Origin of the sequence: Microbacterium sediminis (assembly GCF_004564075.1) — a bacterium.
Lineage (GTDB): Bacteria > Actinomycetota > Actinomycetes > Actinomycetales > Microbacteriaceae > Microbacterium > Microbacterium sediminis.
On the sequence record NZ_CP038256.1, the window covers coordinates 911,301 to 926,401 of the forward strand.

Consider the following 15,101-nt stretch of genomic DNA (forward strand, 5'->3'; position numbering starts at 1 on the left):
TCGACCCGAACGGCTGTGGGGCGCGCATGAAGATCGGAATCTTGACCTCCGGCGGCGACTGCCCCGGCCTGAACGCCGTCATCCGCGGCGCGGTGCTGAAGGGCACCGAGACCTACGACATCGAGTTCGTCGGCATCCGCGACGGCTGGCGCGGGCTGGTGGACGCGGACTTCTTCCCGCTCACCCGCCACGAGGTGAAGGGCCTGTCGAAGGTCGGCGGCACCATCCTGGGCACCAGCCGCACCAACCCGTACGAGGGGGAGCGGGGCGGCCCCGAGAACATCGCCAAGACGATGTACGGCCACCGCCTGGACGGCATCATCGCGATCGGCGGCGAGGGCACCCTGGCGGCCGCGCAGCGCCTCTACAACGACGGCATCAACGTGCTGGGCGTGCCGAAGACCATCGACAACGACCTGCGCGCCACCGACTACTCGTTCGGCTTCGACACGGCCGTCAACATCGCCACCGAGGCGATGGACCGCCTGCGCACCACGGGCGACTCGCACCAGCGGTGCATGGTCGCCGAGGTGATGGGGCGCCACGTCGGCTGGATCGCGCTGCACTCCGGCATGGCCGCGGGCGCGCACATCATCTGCATCCCCGAGGTCCCGCTCTCGCTCGACGAGATCTGCGAGCAGGTGATCTCGGCCCACGATCGCGGCCGCGCACCGCTCGTCGTGGTGGCCGAGGGCTTCATCATGAAGGGCCAGGAGGAGGCCTACAGCGACAAGGGCCTCGACGCGTTCAACCGGCCGCGACTGGGCGGCATCGGCGAGCTGCTGGCCCCGCTGATCGAGCAGAAGACCGGCATCGAGACCCGCGCGACCGTGCTCGGCCACATCCAGCGCGGCGGCGCCCCCTCGGGCTTCGACCGCGTGCTCGCGACCCGGCTGGGCCTGCACGCGATCGACGCGCTCGTGGACGGCGCGTGGGGGCAGATGGTCGCCATGCAGGGGACGGAGATCGTGCGGGTCCCGTTCCAGGACGCCCTCGGCGAGCTCAACACCGTGCCGCTCTCGCGATACCAGGAAGCCGCCGCGCTGTTCGGCTGAGTCACCCGCCCGCGACACACGCGCCCGCGCCGAGACAGCGGCCAGACATCGCTGCCTCGGCGCGGGCGCGTCGTGCGTGTCGGTGCGTCAAGCGGCGACGAGACCGGCCGCGTCCCGGTCCTCGTCCTCGTACAGCTCCACCGGCTCGAGCAGGGAGCGGTAGACGCGCTCGTACCCCTCCGCCATCACGGCGAGATCGAAGCGCTGCTCGGCGTGCCGACGGCACTCCCGCGGGTCCAGCTCCTCGGCGGCCGCGATCGCCGCGGCCAGCTCACGCGGCCCGGCGTCGGGATCGACGACGACGCCCGTGTGACCGTGCGCCACGACCTCGGGCACGCTGCCGCGCCGGGTGGCGACCACGGGCGTGCCGCACGCCATCGCCTCCACCATCACCATGCCGAACGGCTCCTCCCACTGGATCGGGAAGACGAGGGCGCGCGCGGCCGCGAACAGCTCCCGCTTGAGCGCCGCGTCGGCCTCCCCGACGTACTCGGCATCGCGGCCGAGGCGCGGGCGGACCTCCGCGTCGAAGTACGCGTGCTCGGCGCGCTCGTTGAGCTTGCCGGCGAGCACGATCCGCCGCCCCGCCGCCCGGGCGGCATCGATCGCGAGGTGGGGCGCCTTGTCGGGGCTGAAGCGCCCGATCCACAGGAGGAGGTCGTCCTTGCGCTCGCGCAGGGGGAACGACGCCACATCGATCGCGTTGTGCACGGTCCCGCACCAGTTGATGCGCGGGTTCGCGCGCCGCTGCGCGTCGGAGATCGCGACCACCGACACGCTGCGGCCGAGCAGCTCGTGGTAGCGGCCGTTCTCTCCCGCGACCGGACCGTGCATCGTGACGACGGTCGGCGCGGCGCGGCCGCCGGCCAGCAGCGGGCCGCACAGCGTGTTGTCGTGGACGATGTCCACGCCGGCCTCCTCGAGCGCGCGCCGCGCGAACGCCGCGGCGATCGCCTCGGGCACCGGCTCGCCGAGGCGGGCGGTGGGCGGGGCGTCGTACGCGGCGTGGAACTCCTGGGCGCGCGTGCCGTTGGTGCCCGCGCCCACGAGCACGACCTCGTGTCCGCGAGCCACGAGCGCGTCGACGAGGCCCGCCACCACGGCCTCGGTGCCGCCATAGCCGGCGGGTGGCAGCGCGAACCACGGCGGGGCCACCATCCCGATGCGCAGCGGCGTGCGGGGCGACGCGTCGGCCCCCGGGGCCGGTGCCGTGATCGCGGACGGGGTCGTGAACGACATGGAACCTCCCTGCGTGGGGAGGCCGGCCGCAGCGGGCACAGCGAGGACCGCACTGGGCGGCGCCGCGGATGATCGTGCAGGCCGGCCTCCGAATCGGAGCGAAGCAAACCTGCAAATGCAGTTATAAGATACCTGCGACGAACGCGCAAGAAACGGCGAAGGGATCGCCGATGACCGAGGAACGAGGACGCACCGTGGGCGAGGACGCCGCGCGAGGCGACGGCAGGGCGACGGACCGGATCCTCTCGGACGAGCCGTTCTACACGATCGGGCAGGTCGCCGCCCTGCTGGGGGTTCCGGCCGCCCAGCTGCGCCGTCTCGACGCGCTCGAGATCGTGCAGCCCGACCGGTCCCAGGGCAATCAGCGCCGCTATTCGGCGGACGAGATCGAGCGCCTGCGCGAGGTGCTCGCACTGGGGGAGGAGGGGGTCACGCTGCCCGGCGTGCGGAGGATCCTGGAGCTGCGCCGGCGCGTCGACGAGCTGGAGGATCGGCTCGCGCGCCAGTCCGACGAGCTGGCGCGGGCACGTCGGTCGGCCGACGCGTCCTGACGCGGGGTCAGAGGATCGCGAGGGACGTGGCGCGCCAGCGGCGGTCCATGCCCTCCAGGCGCATCGCGATCGCGCGCGTGCGGCCCGGCATCGTCACCACGACGACCGCCTCGACGACCCCGTCCGCGGGCTCCGTGGAGCGGATGGATCGGATCGCGTAGCTCGGGTGGCGGGCCGGCTGGCGGCGCGCGCTGCGCGAGCGCTTGGCGAGGTTGGACCGCGTCAGCAGCGATCGGTACGGCTCCTCGTCCAGCCAGCGGGCCAGCTGCTCGGCCTCGCGCACGCCGGCCAGCACCTCGAGCACGCCGCGCGAGAGGCCCTCGAGCAGGGGCCGGGGATCCGGCAGGTCGCGCGTGCTGGTGCGCTGTCGCGCGAACATCTCGTCGACGTCGAGCGACGTGCGCGCGCGGCGCCTCGCGGGGTGGGGCAGGGGAACGGACATCGGGGCTCCTCTCTGTGTCCCTGCGCAGGGCGCCGGCGCGATCAGAAGTTAGTCGACCGTAGCGCGATGGCATTTATGCCTGTGAGCATCGCGCCTGTGGAGAACTACCCATTGCCAAACGCGATGGTCTACGGTCGTCGCGTGCGGTGGGACAGCTTCTTCCAGGACCTCGAGGACCAGCTCTCGGCGGAGTGGGACGCCGAGCGCGCCGCGCTGGACTCCGAGGCCGAGCGGCTGCGGATCGCGCGGCTCGGCCTGCGCGATCGCCTCCGCGCGCTCGCGGGCGGCGACGATCCGCTGGCCGTGGAGGTCGCCGACGGCACGCGCCACGAGCTGTCCGTCGCGGCGGTGGGGGCCGACTGGATCGCGGCCCGATCGCGCACGGCCCCCGGCGGCGTGCTGCTCGTGCCCCTGGCCGCGCTCACCGCCGTCGGCGCGGCCGAGCCCGTCCTGCTGCGCAGCGCGCGGGCGGTCGCGGCGCCCGACCGGATGGCCGATCGCATCACCTTCGGTTTCGCGCTGCGCGACCTCGCCCGCCGTCGCGTCCCCGTCACGCTCGGCGTGATCGGCGGGCGCGCGATCACCGGCACCCTCGATCGCGTCGGCGCCGACCACCTCGACCTCGCACTGCACGCGCTCGACGAGCCCCGGCGGCCGGCCGACGTCGCCGGTTTCCGCATCGTGCCGACGACGGCGATCGCGTGGGTGCGCGCCGATGCCGACACCGGCTCGGTGCTCGGCTGAGGCCGACGGGCGTCAGGGCCGCGGTCCGGTGCTGCCCCACAGCTCGGGGAAGCTGGCGATGCGCGACTCGTTCCACAGCGCCATCCGACGGGCCTCCTCGGCCTGCTCCTCCAGGTAGCGCTCGACGCTCGTCTGATCGATCCGCCAGACCGCGGGCGACCCCACGCGCAGGCCGCGCAGCCGGCCCTCGTGCACGAGGGCCATCACCGCGCTCACGTCGACGTCGAGGAGCTCGGCGACCTGTGCCGGCGCGAGGTGACGCGAGGGCACGGCTGCGTCGCCGTCTCCGAGTTCCGCCATGCCATCGATTATCCGCGCCGCACCTGAGACGCCGCGCAACTGTGGATAACTTCCGCGATCGGCGCGTCGCTTTTGCCACCATGGGCGCATGATCCGCAAACGCGCCTTCTGGAGCGACGCCCGGTTCTTCGTCGGCATCGCCCTGATCGTCGTCTCGGTCGCCGGCGTGTGGGGCGTCGTGGCCGCCTCGCGGCACACCGTGCCCGTGCTCGCCGCCTCCGCCACGATCGTGCCGGGGCAGACCGTCACCGCGTCCGACCTGCACGTCGTCGACGTGGGGCTCGGGCAGGTGGAGGGCCTGTACCTGACGCCGGAGCAGCTGGACGAGGGCGTGGTGGCGCAGCGGACGATCGGCGAGGGCGAGCTGGTGCCGGCCGACGCCGTCGGCTCGTCGGCCAGCGTGACCACGGTCGTCGTGCGCAGCGCGGCCGAGGTCCCCGGCGCCGTCGACACCGGCACGGCCGTGGAGCTGTGGGAGGCGCCCGCCACGGAGGAGGGGTTCGACCCGCCACGGGTGCTCGTCGCCGATGCCACCGTGGCGGCGATCGTGCGGGCGGACGGGGTCATGGCGGCCGGGCAGACCAGCGTGGAGCTCGTGGTCGAGCGGGCCGACGTCGGCGCCGTGCTCGCCGCGGTCGCGGCCGGCTCCGCGCTCTCGGTCGTGCCGACGGGCGGTGCCGGATGAGGATCGTGCTGGCGCTGGACGAGCCGCACGGCCCGCGGATCGCCGCCGAGCTGGAGGCCGACGGGCATCAGGTGCTCATCGCCGGCCCCGCGCTCGCGGTCGTGGCCGAGGCGATCGCGCCCGGCACCCGCGTGCACGAGGCGCTCGCCCCCGCGGAGCTCATGATCGTCGGCGCCGCGCGCGGCGTGCTGACGCCGGAGCTCGTGGCCGCGTGCGATCGACAGGCCGTGCGCATCGTCGCGCTCGCCTCGCGCCCCGCCGACGCGCGCCTGGCGGTGTCGTTCGGCCTCTCGGCGCCGCTGCCGCTCGAGTCGTACGCGCGCAGCATCGTCGCGGCCGCACAGGCGGGGATCGCGCCGGTCGCGGCGCCGCCGACGGGCCGCATCATCGCCGTGTGGGGGCCGCAGGGGGCGCCCGGCCGCACCACGGTCGCGGTCGAGCTCGCGGCGGCGCTGGGCTCGCGCGGACGGCGGGCGGCGCTCATCGACGCCGACACGCACGCGCCGTCGATCGCCGTCGGGCTGGGCCTGCCGGAGGAGAGCCCGGGCGTGGCCGCGGCGTGCCGGCGGGCGGCCACCGGTGCGCTCGACGCCGCCGAGCTCACGCGCATCGCCGTGCCGCTGGGCGGGGCGGGCACCGACGTCGACGTGCTCACCGGCCTGAACCGCCCGTCGCGCTGGCCGGAGCTCTCGGCCGGGCGCCTCGGTGCCGTGCTGGAGGCCGCCCGGACGTGGTCGCCGCAGACGATCGTCGATGTGGGCGCGCCGCTGGAGCGCGACGAGGAGATCGTGAGCGACCTGGAGGGGCCTCGGCGCAACGCGGCCACGCTGGCCGCGCTCGAGCACGCCGATCACGTGATCGCGGTGGCGACGGCAGATCCCGTCGGCATCGCCCGCTTCATCCGCGCGCACGCCGAGCTGCGGGCCCTCGTGGGGCAGACGCCGGTGCACGTGGTCGTGAACCGGCTGCGCACCGGCGCGCTCGGCGCCGACGCGCGCGGGCAGGTGCGGCGCGCCCTGGAGCGGTTCGCGGGCGTCGCCGACGTGGCGTTCCTGCCGCACGATCCCCGCGCCGCCGATGCCGCGCTGCTGGCCGCACGACCGGTCGCCCAGACCTCGCCGCGGTCCGCGCTGGCCCAGGCCGTGCGCCGGTTCGCCGCGCCCTTCGAGGCACCACTGGCGGCGGCCCCGGCCGACGGCGGGCGGGGCAGGGCCGGTGAGCGGCGGGGTGCCGAGGCCCGGCGGCGGCGCGAGCCCGGTGCCGACCGGCGGCGCGATGCGCGTCGGCAGGCGGCGTGACGCGCGGCCCCGTCGCGGCGGGGCGGCGAGCCTAGACTGAAGCGGTGTCGACCCTCAGTGATCTCGTCTCGGCCCAGGGCATCCAGAGCGAATCCGATATCGAATGGCTGCACAAGGTGGCCGCCGACGGACAGCTGCTGGCGGACCTGTCGTTCGCCGACATCGTGATCTGGGCGCCCACCGCCGACGACTCCTACCTGGCCGTGGCGCACGTGCGCCCCAGCAGCGCCGCCACCCTCTTCTACCGCGACATCGTGGGGGAGCGGATCCGGCCGCAGTGGCAGAGCCAGGTGCGCGAGGCCGTCGCCACGCTGAGGATCGTCGACTCGACCTCTCCCGAGTGGTTCGAGGAGACGCCGACGCGCGTGCGCGCGGTGCCGATCGTGCGCCGCGTCGACGACGAGCCGCGCGTGATCGGCGCGCTCACCCGCCACAGCAACCTCGGCGAGGTGCGGGCCCCCTCGCGCCAGCAGATCACGTTCAACGAGTGCGCCGACGAGCTGTTCGGCATGATCGCCACGGGCGGCTTCCCCGACCCGGACGCTCCCACCGGTGCCCGCCGCGGCGCGCCGCGCGCGAACGACGGCCTCATCCGGCTCGACGCGGACGGCGTTGTCACGTTCGCCAACCCGAATGCGCTGTCCGCGTTCAGCCGCCTCGGCTTCGGCGACGAGCTGGAGGGCGAGTCGCTCGCCGAGGTCACCGCCGCGCTCTCGGACGCCTCGATCGACGCCGACGAGTCGCTGCCCGTGGTGGCGTCGGGGCGCGCGCCGTGGCGCACCGACATCCAGGCGCGCGGCGTCACCGTCGCGCTGCGGACCATCCCGCTGCGCGAGAGCGGCCAGCGCGTCGGTGCCATCGTGCTCTCCCGCGACGTGACGGAGCTGCGCAGCCAGGAGCAGGAGATCCTCACCAAGGACGCCACGATCCGCGAGATCCACCACCGCGTCAAGAACAACCTGCAGACGGTCGCGTCGCTGCTGCGCATCCAGGCGCGGCGCACGCCATCCGAGGAGGCGCGCGACGCCCTCGGCCAGGCCATGCGCCGGGTCGCCTCGATCGCCGTCGTGCACGACACGCTCTCCGAGGGGCTCAGCCAGAACGTCGACTTCGACGTCGTGTTCGACCGGGTGCTGCGCCTCGTCGCCGAGGTCGCGGCCGCGCCGAACACCCTCGCGCGCACGCACCGCCGCGGCGACTTCGGCGTGCTGCCGAGCAAGTACGCCACCCCGCTGGCGCTCGCGCTGACCGAGATCGTCACCAACGCGGTCGAGCACGGCCTCAAGGACAGCGACGGCGATGTCGAGATCACCGCCGATCGCAGCGACGAGCGCCTCGTCGTCCGCGTGCGCGACACGGGCGCGGGCCTGCCGGCCGGGCAGGTCGGTCGGGGATTGGGCACCCAGATCGTGCGCACGCTCATCCAGGGCGAGCTCGGGGGATCGATCGACTGGACTTCGCCGGAGGGCGGCGGCACCGAGGTGATCGTCGACATCCCGATGCGCTGGATCGCGCGCTGACGAACGCGAAACGGCCCCTCCGGGGAGAGGCCGTTTCGAGGAAGCCTGTGGTCAGCTGGCGCGACGGGCGCGCGCGGCGCGGCGCTTCAGGGCGCGGCGCTCGTCCTCGCTGAGGCCGCCCCACACGCCCGAGTCCTGACCGGTCTCGAGGGCGTACTGCAGGCAGACCTCCGTGACGGTGCAGCGCGCGCACACCGACTTGGCCTTCTCGATCTGATCGATCGCCGGACCGGTGTTGCCCACCGGGAAGAAGAGCTCGGGGTCGACGGTGAGGCAGGCGGCCTTGTCACGCCAGTCCATGGGAATGCTCCTAGATATGGTGGTGGGAATCGGTTGATCCAGCGTGAACTCGGGTGGGGATTACGCTGAGATATGCCGCGAGCGTGGCTCGCTCCCACCACGCTGTGGGGAAACATACCGTTAACAAGTCTCTTACAGATGGAGACCTGAGTCAACGGTTTTCTGAATGAATCAAGAATCGGATTCCCGCATGAGCACTGCCTCCGCAGCCCCCGTCGTCGCGCGCCTGGCGGCCGCGATCCTCGCCCTCGAGGCGCTCGCCCTGCTGGCGCTGGCGGGCTGGCAGATCGTCGCGATGGCGGGCGGCGACACCGCCGAGCTGCCCACGGCGATCGCGCTGCTCGTCTTCACGATCGTCGCCGCGGTGGGGGTGGGCGCGTTCGCCGTCGCCGTGCTCACCGATCGCTCGTGGGGACGATCGGGCGGCATCGTGGCGCAGCTGCTGCTGCTCGCGGTGGCACTCGGCGCGCTCACGGGGCAGTACGCCCACCCGCTCGTCGCCCTCGCCCTCGCGGTGCCGGGCGCGATCGGCCTGATCCTGCTCATGCGCGCCGCGAAGGCGGCGCATCAGGCATCGGCGGAGTAGCCGCCGCGAGCTCCTGGGCCAGCAGCGTCGCGCCGGCGACGGCCGCCGGCATGACGGCGATCGCCCCGCCCGGCACGAGGAAGCACAGGTGCGTCGCCACGCCGAAGCCGAGCACCCGCGCCCGGGCGCCGCGCCGCAGCCGCCGGCGGTCCCGCGCCGTGAGCCCGCGGGCGGTGAGTCCGCGCTGGGTGAGCTCGTCGGCCAGTGTCCAGCCGCCCAGGGCGATGCCGACGACCGCGGCGAGCACCGCGCCCACGACCGGGATGAGGCCCACGAGCAGCGACAGCACGCCGATCCCGATGCCGCGGACCACGAGCGAGACGCCGTCGCCCGCCGCGCTGGCGAGCGAGTAGCGCGCATCGGGCACCGCGCCGCCGGTGGCCTGCTCCACCGATCGCCAGACGCGGTGGTACACCGGCTCGCCCACGAGGAGCGTCACGGCCGTGAAGGCGAGGACGGCCAGTGCGCCCGCACCGACGATCACCGCCAGCGCCACCACCACGCGCAGCGCCGTCGCCCAGAAGGGGTCCCAGGCGTCGGCGAACGGCGTGGCCCACTGCGCGATGCCCGGCAGCGCGAAGCCCAGCGTGATGAGCGCGGCGCTGAAGAGCACGGCCACCACGGCGGCCGGGATGAGTCCCGCCGCCATCAACCGGGGCGCGCGACGCCACCACCCGAACCCGCGGCCGAGGGTGGTGACGCCGCGCCAGAACTCCCGCATGCGGTCAGTCTAGGAACCGCTCACGCGAACCCGAAGAGGAACGGGAAGGCCAGCGCGACGACCGCCGCCCAGATCGCGTACACCGGCAGGAACGACGTCTGCCAGCGCTCGAGCGCGGCGAAACCGCCGCGGCGGCGCAGGAACCGCAGCGTCAGCCAGGCCTGCCACGCGAGGTGGACGAGCAGCAGCACGTTCAACCCCACGGCGGCGGTCTTGTTCGCACTGAGTCCCCACTCGGCGATCCGGGTGACCATGGCGGCGAGGGCCAGCAGGTCGACCGCGATCGCCACCGCGAGCATGCCGAGCTGCAGGGCGTCGAACGATGCCGGCGGGGCGAGGGCGTCGCGCGCCGAGATCGTGTACAGCGTCAGGGCCAGGACGAGGATGAGCACGCCGTCCATGAGGATGAGCAGGTCGCGATCGACGAGCGCCAGCGATCCGGCGGTGGCGAGGACGACGAGCATCCACAGCAGCGCGAGCGTCGACAGCGGCGTGAAGACCCGGGTGAGCACCGGCACGATGTTCTCGATCACGTTCTGCTTGGCCTCGACGAGCCATGCGGCCACGAGCACGGCGCCGGGGATGCAGATCCGCAGGATCCAGCCGACGGCGACGCTCGGATCCGTGCCGGCCAGCGAGAGCACGGCCCCGGTGAGCCCGATCAGCACCCCGCCGCCCAGGGCGAGGAGCACGTAGTACACGGCGAACTCGCCGGTGAAGCGCACCAGATCCATGCGCGCCGCGTGATCGCGCCAGCGGCCGCCCGCGTACGCGAGCCCGACCAGGCCCCAGGCCGCGACCGGGAGGTGGATGACCGTGAGCACCTCGGTCGTGCCGAGGGACTCGGGGAACGGCATGAGGACCTGGGCGGCCAGGAGCAGGGCGAACACCGCACCGAGGGCCAGGACGGTGCGCGCGGCGGCGTGGCGCTTCCACGCGAAGTACGCCGCGAGGAAGGCGAACACCACAGTCGGCAGGGTGCGGAAGAGGGCGTTGTTCGCGGCGATGCTGCCGAAGGGGCCGCCCCACGAGAACAGCAGGATGAGCACGACCACCGAGATCCCGGCTCCCGCGCCCAGCCCGATCGCGACGGCCGGCTCCCAGCGGCGCGCCGCGGGCTCGTCCTCGGTGACGGTGAGCTGCTTCCACATGCGCTCGGTGTGCTCGCGGGCGAACTCGCGCGAGATCGCGTCGCTGCCGCCCATGCGCTTGATCGCGACGAGGAAGGCCTCGTCGTCGGCCAGTCCCGCCGCCGCGAGGTCGTCGATCTGCGCGCGCAGGTGATCCTCGAGCTCGTCGAGATCGGCCGCGGCGATCGCCTGATGACGCTGCAGATAGCCGCGCCACTGGGCGACCTGCGCCTCCACCTCGGCGCGCATCACGCCCACGCCTCCGTCGCGCCGCCCGGCAGCGCGGGGCGCGAGTGCCAGACCTGCGTCATGACGTCGGCGACGACCTCCCACTGCGCGCGTCGCTCGGCCAGCTGCGCCCGCCCCGCGTCGGTGATGGCATAGTGCTTGCGGCGCCGGCCGGAATCCGAGGTGCCCCACGTGGCGCGCAGCAGACCGCCGCGCTCCAGCCGGTGCAGCAGGGGGTAAAGCATGCCGTCGGTCCACTCCATGCGCCCGCCCGACAGCTCGCTGACGCGCTTGAGGATCGCGTAGCCGTAGAGCTCGCCGTCCGCGAGGATCGCGAGCACGAGTGGGGTGGCGGAGGCCGCCACCAGGTCCTTGTCGATGCGCATCGCGCGCCTCCGATCATCCCTTGTGGTTCTAGGTAAAAGAAACCTAGCGCCTCTAGGTATCAACGCGAGCCTCGCGGCGCTGGGAATAGGCCGTGACGTGTGGCCGTTCAACTTGATACACCTGCACTCAACTTCTAAAGTTGATGATGCACCGCTCAAGTTTGGAGGACGAAGAATGCCCGACTTCCCTCAGGACGGTCTCGGAGCGTTCGACGAGTTTCTCGCCCGCTATCTGCAGGGCGAGCGTGCCCGCTCCGCGCGTTCCATCGACCTCAGCCGCTTCCTCAGCGCCCGCACCCAGGAGCTGCTGCAGCGCGCCGGCGCCTTCGCGCACGGGCGCGGCCAGGTCGAGATGGACGTGCTGCACGTGCTGCGCGTCCTGCTCGACGACGACACGGTGATGCAGGCCGTGCGCCGCGTGGGCGCCGACCCCGCCGCCCTGCGCGACGAGACGGAGCAGCGCCTGCCGCAGGCGGGCGCCCCTGTGCAGACGGCCGAGACGGTGATCACCGCCGCGGTGCAGCGCGCGATGTTCCACGCCTACCAGGTCGCCCGCTCCGCGGGGGCCACCTACATCGACCCCGAGCACGTGTTCTTCGCGCTCGTGCTGGCGCAGGACTCGCCCGCCGGACACGTCCTCGCCCAGTCGGGCGTGACGCCCGAGGCCCTCACGCAGGGCGCGCGCGAGACGGTGGCGGCGGAGGGCGCCGGCGAACCGGAGCCGCAGGGCGGGTCGATGCTCGAGAGGTACGGCACCGACCTCACGGCCCGCGCGCGCGACGGGCTGCTGGACCCCGTGATCGGCCGCGCCGACGAGATCGAGCAGACCATCGAGATCCTCTCGCGTCGCACCAAGAACAACCCCGTCCTCGTGGGTGAGGCGGGCGTCGGCAAGACGGCGATCGTCGAGGGACTGGCGCGCGCGATCGTGGCCGGCGAGGTGCCCGACCAGCTCAAGGACAAGCGCGTCGTCGCCCTCGACCTGCCCGCCATGCTCGCGGGGACCCGCTACCGCGGCGACTTCGAGGAGCGCCTGACGAAGACGATCGACGAGGTCGTCGAGCAGCGGGGCGAGCTGATCCTCTTCCTCGACGAGATCCACACCGTGGTCGGCGCCGGTGGCGGCGGCGACGGATCGATGGACGCGGGCAACATCCTCAAGCCCCGGCTGGCTCGCGGCGAGCTGCACCTCGTGGGCGCCACGACCCTCAAGGAGTACCGCACGATCGAGAAGGACGCCGCGCTCGAGCGCCGCTTCCAGCCCGTGCGGGTGGGGGAGCCCTCGATCGCCGACGCCGTGGAGATCCTGCGCGGCCTGCGGCCGGCGTACGAGGAGCACCACGGCGTGCGATTCACCGACGACGCCCTGCGCGCCGCGGTCGAGCTCGGCGACCGCTACCTGACCGAGCGCGTGCTGCCCGACAAGGCCATCGACCTCATCGACCAGGCCGGCGCCCGGCTGCGGCTCCGGCTGGGGGCGCCGGTGGACACGACGGCCCTGATGGAGCGGCTGGCCGCCCTGGAGTCGGAGAAGAACGCCGCGGTGGCGGCGGAGCGCTACGAGGAGGCCTCGCGCCTGCGCGACGAGATCGTCGAGACGCAGCGGCGGATCGACGAGGCCACCGCCTCGGGCACGCCCGCCGAGGCCGTGGTCGACGAGCCGGAGATCGCGGCGGTCGTCAGCCGCGCCACCGGCATCCCGGTGAACCGCCTGACCGAGAGCGAGCGCGAGCGCCTGGCGACCCTCGAGGACGAGCTGCACGCGCGCGTCATCGGGCAGGACGACGCCGTGCGGGCGGTCGCCCGGGCCGTGCGCCGCAGCCGCACCGGGATGGGCGATGCGCGCCGCCCGGTCGGCTCGTTCCTCTTCCTCGGCCCCACCGGCGTGGGCAAGACCGAGCTCGCCAAGGCGCTCGCCCAGAGCCTGTTCGACGACGAGGGCGCGATCGTGCGCTTCGACATGAGCGAGTTCGGCGAGCGTCACACGGTCGCGCGGCTGGTCGGCGCCCCTCCGGGATACGTCGGCTACGACGAGGCCGGACAGCTCACCGAGCGCGTGCGCCGCAACCCGTACTCGATCGTGCTCTTCGACGAGATCGAGAAGGCCCACCCCGACGTGTTCAACCTGCTGCTGCAGGTGCTCGACGACGGGCGCCTGACCGACGGCCAGGGCCGCACCGTCGACTTCCGCAACACCGTGGTGGTGATGACCTCGAACCTCGGTTCGGAGTTCCTCGCCGCGCGCGGGGGTGCGATCGGGTTCTCGGCGAGCGGCTCCGAGTACGACGAGAAGGACCTGCACGACCGCGTGATGGGGCGGCTGCGTGAGGCGATGCGCCCCGAGTTCCTGAACCGGATCGACGAGATCGTGCTGTTCCGCAAGCTCGACCGCGAGCAGCTGCGCCGCATCGTGGACCTGCTGCTCGGCGCCACGCGGAACCGGCTGTCCGCGCGCGAGGTGTCGCTCGAGGTATCGGACGCGGCGATCGAGTGGCTGGCCCAGCACGGCTACGAGCCCGAGTACGGCGCCCGGCCGCTGCGCCGGCTCATCCAGCGCGAGGTCGACGACCGCATCGCCGATCTGTTCGTGTCGGGCGAGCTGACCGACGGCGGCCGCGTGCGGCTCGACGCGCGGGACGGCGCGCTCGTCGTCACGGCCGACGCGCTCGTCCCGGCCTGACGGGCCAGCGAGACGGCAATCCCGCGCCGAGACAGCAACATCGCGCCGAGACGGTGGCCGGACGCCACCGTCTCGGCGCGAACATGCTGTCTCGCGGAAACTAGACTCTCCCGGTGACCACCAGCATCATCCTCGACGTCGACACCGGGGTGGACGACGCCCTCGCCATCCTCACCGCCGCGCTCTCGCCCGAGATCGAGCTCGTCGCGTGTACCACCACGTGGGGCAACGTGGACGTCGACACGGCGGCGCGCAACACCGCGTTCGTGCTCGACATGGCCGGGCGCTCGGATGTGCCCGTGGCGCGCGGCGCCGAGGGACCGTCGGACGGACGCACCGCCACCTTCTCGACCGAGGTGCACGGCGAGGACGGCCAGGGCGGTCACGCCGACACCTCGTTCGTGCCGGCCCTCGCCGACGAGACCGCCGTGGAGCTGATCCTGCGCCTGAGCCACGAGCGCCCCGGCGGGCTGCACCTCGTCGCGGTCGGCCCGCTCACGAACCTCGCCGCCGCGCTCGAGGCCGACCCCACCCTGCCCGAGCGGATCCGCGAGGTCACGATCATGGGCGGCAACTTCCTCGCGCCCGGCAACATCACCGCGGCGGCGGAGGCGAACATCTGGCACGATCCCGAGGCCGCCCAGCGCGTGGTCGAGGCCGCGTGGACCTGCACGTTCGTCGGGCTCGACGTGACGATGCGCGACATGCTCGAGGAGCACCACCTCGGCGCGCTCGCGGCCGGGGGAGAGATCGGGCGCTACTGCGCGCGCATCCTCGACTTCTACTACGACTTCTATCGCGGCGAGACCGGCCGCCGCTGCGCCGGCAACCACGATGCGCTCGCCGTGGGCATCGCGGCGGGCCTCGCGACCGTGTCGCTCGCGCCGGTGGTGCCGATCGAGATCGACACGACGCACGGCCCGAACCGCGGGCGCACGAGCGCCGACCTGCGCTCGATGCACCGGGGCTGGCCCGCGGTGGACGGCGCGCGCCACCGTGTGGTGCTGGCGACCGAGCCGGGCTTCACCGACCGGATGGTCGGGCTGCTCGCCGACGCCGCGGTGCCCGCGGTCGCCCGCTGACGGCACCCGCGGGTCACGCGGCCTGACCCTCGAGCTCTTCGTTGGTGAGGGGTGCGCCGATCAGCAGGCGCTTGGCGAGCGGCGAATCCTCCGCCGGCTCTCGACTGTCAGAAGCCACGGCGGGCGACATGACGCCTCCGGAGCGCGCCGTGCA

16 protein-coding genes are annotated in these 15,101 nt (G+C 73.4%); 9 read left to right on the forward strand and 7 right to left on the reverse strand.

Going from position 1 to position 15,101, the window contains the following annotated elements:
- The first annotated feature begins 26 nt into the window (after positions 1 to 26).
- Positions 27 to 1,055, forward strand: coding sequence for a 6-phosphofructokinase (locus E3O41_RS04350; RefSeq protein WP_083990923.1), 1,029 nt, complete (start codon positions 27 to 29; stop codon positions 1,053 to 1,055).
- An 87-nt stretch (positions 1,056 to 1,142) separates the two neighbouring features.
- Here the strand turns inward: E3O41_RS04350 and E3O41_RS04355 are convergent, their stop codons facing one another.
- On the reverse strand, positions 1,143 to 2,294 hold the full coding sequence (locus E3O41_RS04355; protein ID WP_067025875.1) for a glycosyltransferase family 4 protein: 1,152 nt from the start codon (positions 2,292 to 2,294) through the stop codon (positions 1,143 to 1,145).
- Between the two features lie 170 nt (positions 2,295 to 2,464).
- Here E3O41_RS04355 and E3O41_RS04360 point away from each other — a divergent pair, with 170 nt between their 5' ends.
- Positions 2,465 to 2,845 (forward strand): MerR family transcriptional regulator, encoded by a 381-nt coding sequence (locus tag E3O41_RS04360; RefSeq protein ID WP_099566295.1) that lies wholly within the window; start codon positions 2,465 to 2,467, stop codon positions 2,843 to 2,845.
- A 7-nt stretch (positions 2,846 to 2,852) separates the two neighbouring features.
- Here E3O41_RS04360 and E3O41_RS04365 read toward each other — a convergent pair whose 3' ends face one another.
- Entirely contained in the window at positions 2,853 to 3,287 is a 435-nt protein-coding gene (locus tag E3O41_RS04365) for an Rv3235 family protein (protein ID WP_067025877.1), read from the reverse strand.
- Positions 3,288 to 3,353: 66 nt separating this feature from the next.
- Here E3O41_RS04365 and E3O41_RS04370 point away from each other — a divergent pair, with 66 nt between their 5' ends.
- A complete protein-coding gene (locus E3O41_RS04370) occupies positions 3,354 to 4,031 on the forward strand; it encodes a hypothetical protein (RefSeq protein WP_240482346.1) in 678 nt (225 codons plus the stop codon).
- A gap of 12 nt (positions 4,032 to 4,043) precedes the next feature.
- Here the strand turns inward: E3O41_RS04370 and E3O41_RS04375 are convergent, their stop codons facing one another.
- Positions 4,044 to 4,331, reverse strand: coding sequence for a helix-turn-helix domain-containing protein (locus E3O41_RS04375; RefSeq protein WP_067025880.1), 288 nt, complete (start codon positions 4,329 to 4,331; stop codon positions 4,044 to 4,046).
- Between the two features lie 88 nt (positions 4,332 to 4,419).
- Between E3O41_RS04375 and E3O41_RS04380 the strand changes: the two genes are divergently transcribed.
- Genes E3O41_RS04380 through E3O41_RS04390 form a run of 3 tightly spaced genes read left to right on the forward strand, consistent with a single transcriptional unit; the run spans position 4,420 to position 7,834 of the window.
- Positions 4,420 to 5,016 (forward strand): SAF domain-containing protein, encoded by a 597-nt coding sequence (locus E3O41_RS04380; RefSeq protein ID WP_067025882.1) that lies wholly within the window; start codon positions 4,420 to 4,422, stop codon positions 5,014 to 5,016.
- Positions 5,013 to 6,314: a CpaE/TadZ family protein gene (locus E3O41_RS04385; RefSeq protein WP_083990909.1), complete on the forward strand. Its 1,302-nt coding sequence runs from the start codon at positions 5,013 to 5,015 to the stop codon at positions 6,312 to 6,314. Before E3O41_RS04380 ends, E3O41_RS04385 begins: the two co-directional genes overlap by 4 nt.
- A gap of 44 nt (positions 6,315 to 6,358) precedes the next feature.
- Positions 6,359 to 7,834, forward strand: coding sequence for a sensor histidine kinase (locus tag E3O41_RS04390; protein WP_067025887.1), 1,476 nt, complete (start codon positions 6,359 to 6,361; stop codon positions 7,832 to 7,834).
- Positions 7,835 to 7,885: 51 nt separating this feature from the next.
- On the opposite strand, the gene E3O41_RS04395 is transcribed toward E3O41_RS04390, so the two are convergent.
- On the reverse strand, positions 7,886 to 8,134 hold the full coding sequence (locus E3O41_RS04395; protein ID WP_067025888.1) for a WhiB family transcriptional regulator: 249 nt from the start codon (positions 8,132 to 8,134) through the stop codon (positions 7,886 to 7,888).
- Between the two features lie 190 nt (positions 8,135 to 8,324).
- Here E3O41_RS04395 and E3O41_RS04400 point away from each other — a divergent pair, with 190 nt between their 5' ends.
- The gene (locus E3O41_RS04400) at positions 8,325 to 8,720 is read left to right on the forward strand and encodes a histidine kinase (RefSeq protein ID WP_067025890.1); all 396 of its coding nucleotides are present in this window, start codon (positions 8,325 to 8,327) and stop codon (positions 8,718 to 8,720) included.
- Here the strand turns inward: E3O41_RS04400 and E3O41_RS04405 are convergent.
- From E3O41_RS04405 to E3O41_RS04415, 3 genes are read right to left on the reverse strand one after another with little or no spacing between them, the layout of a single operon-like run.
- Positions 8,677 to 9,441, reverse strand: a complete 765-nt coding sequence (locus tag E3O41_RS04405; protein WP_067025892.1) for an EI24 domain-containing protein — start codon at positions 9,439 to 9,441, stop codon at positions 8,677 to 8,679. The genes E3O41_RS04400 and E3O41_RS04405 overlap by 44 nt on opposite strands.
- A gap of 20 nt (positions 9,442 to 9,461) precedes the next feature.
- Positions 9,462 to 10,820: a permease prefix domain 1-containing protein gene (locus E3O41_RS04410; protein ID WP_067026040.1), complete on the reverse strand. Its 1,359-nt coding sequence runs from the start codon at positions 10,818 to 10,820 to the stop codon at positions 9,462 to 9,464.
- On the reverse strand, positions 10,820 to 11,185 hold the full coding sequence (locus E3O41_RS04415; RefSeq protein WP_067025894.1) for a PadR family transcriptional regulator: 366 nt from the start codon (positions 11,183 to 11,185) through the stop codon (positions 10,820 to 10,822). The genes E3O41_RS04410 and E3O41_RS04415 overlap by 1 nt, the downstream gene beginning before the upstream one ends.
- Positions 11,186 to 11,360: 175 nt before the next feature.
- Between E3O41_RS04415 and E3O41_RS04420 the strand changes: the two genes are divergently transcribed.
- On the forward strand, positions 11,361 to 13,865 hold the full coding sequence (locus E3O41_RS04420; RefSeq protein ID WP_067025896.1) for an ATP-dependent Clp protease ATP-binding subunit: 2,505 nt from the start codon (positions 11,361 to 11,363) through the stop codon (positions 13,863 to 13,865).
- A 113-nt stretch (positions 13,866 to 13,978) separates the two neighbouring features.
- Positions 13,979 to 14,947 carry a nucleoside hydrolase gene (locus E3O41_RS04425; RefSeq protein ID WP_135012062.1) on the forward strand — a complete coding sequence of 323 codons (969 nt, stop codon included), beginning with the start codon at positions 13,979 to 13,981 and terminating at the stop codon, positions 14,945 to 14,947.
- The last annotated feature ends 154 nt before the right edge of the window (positions 14,948 to 15,101 follow it).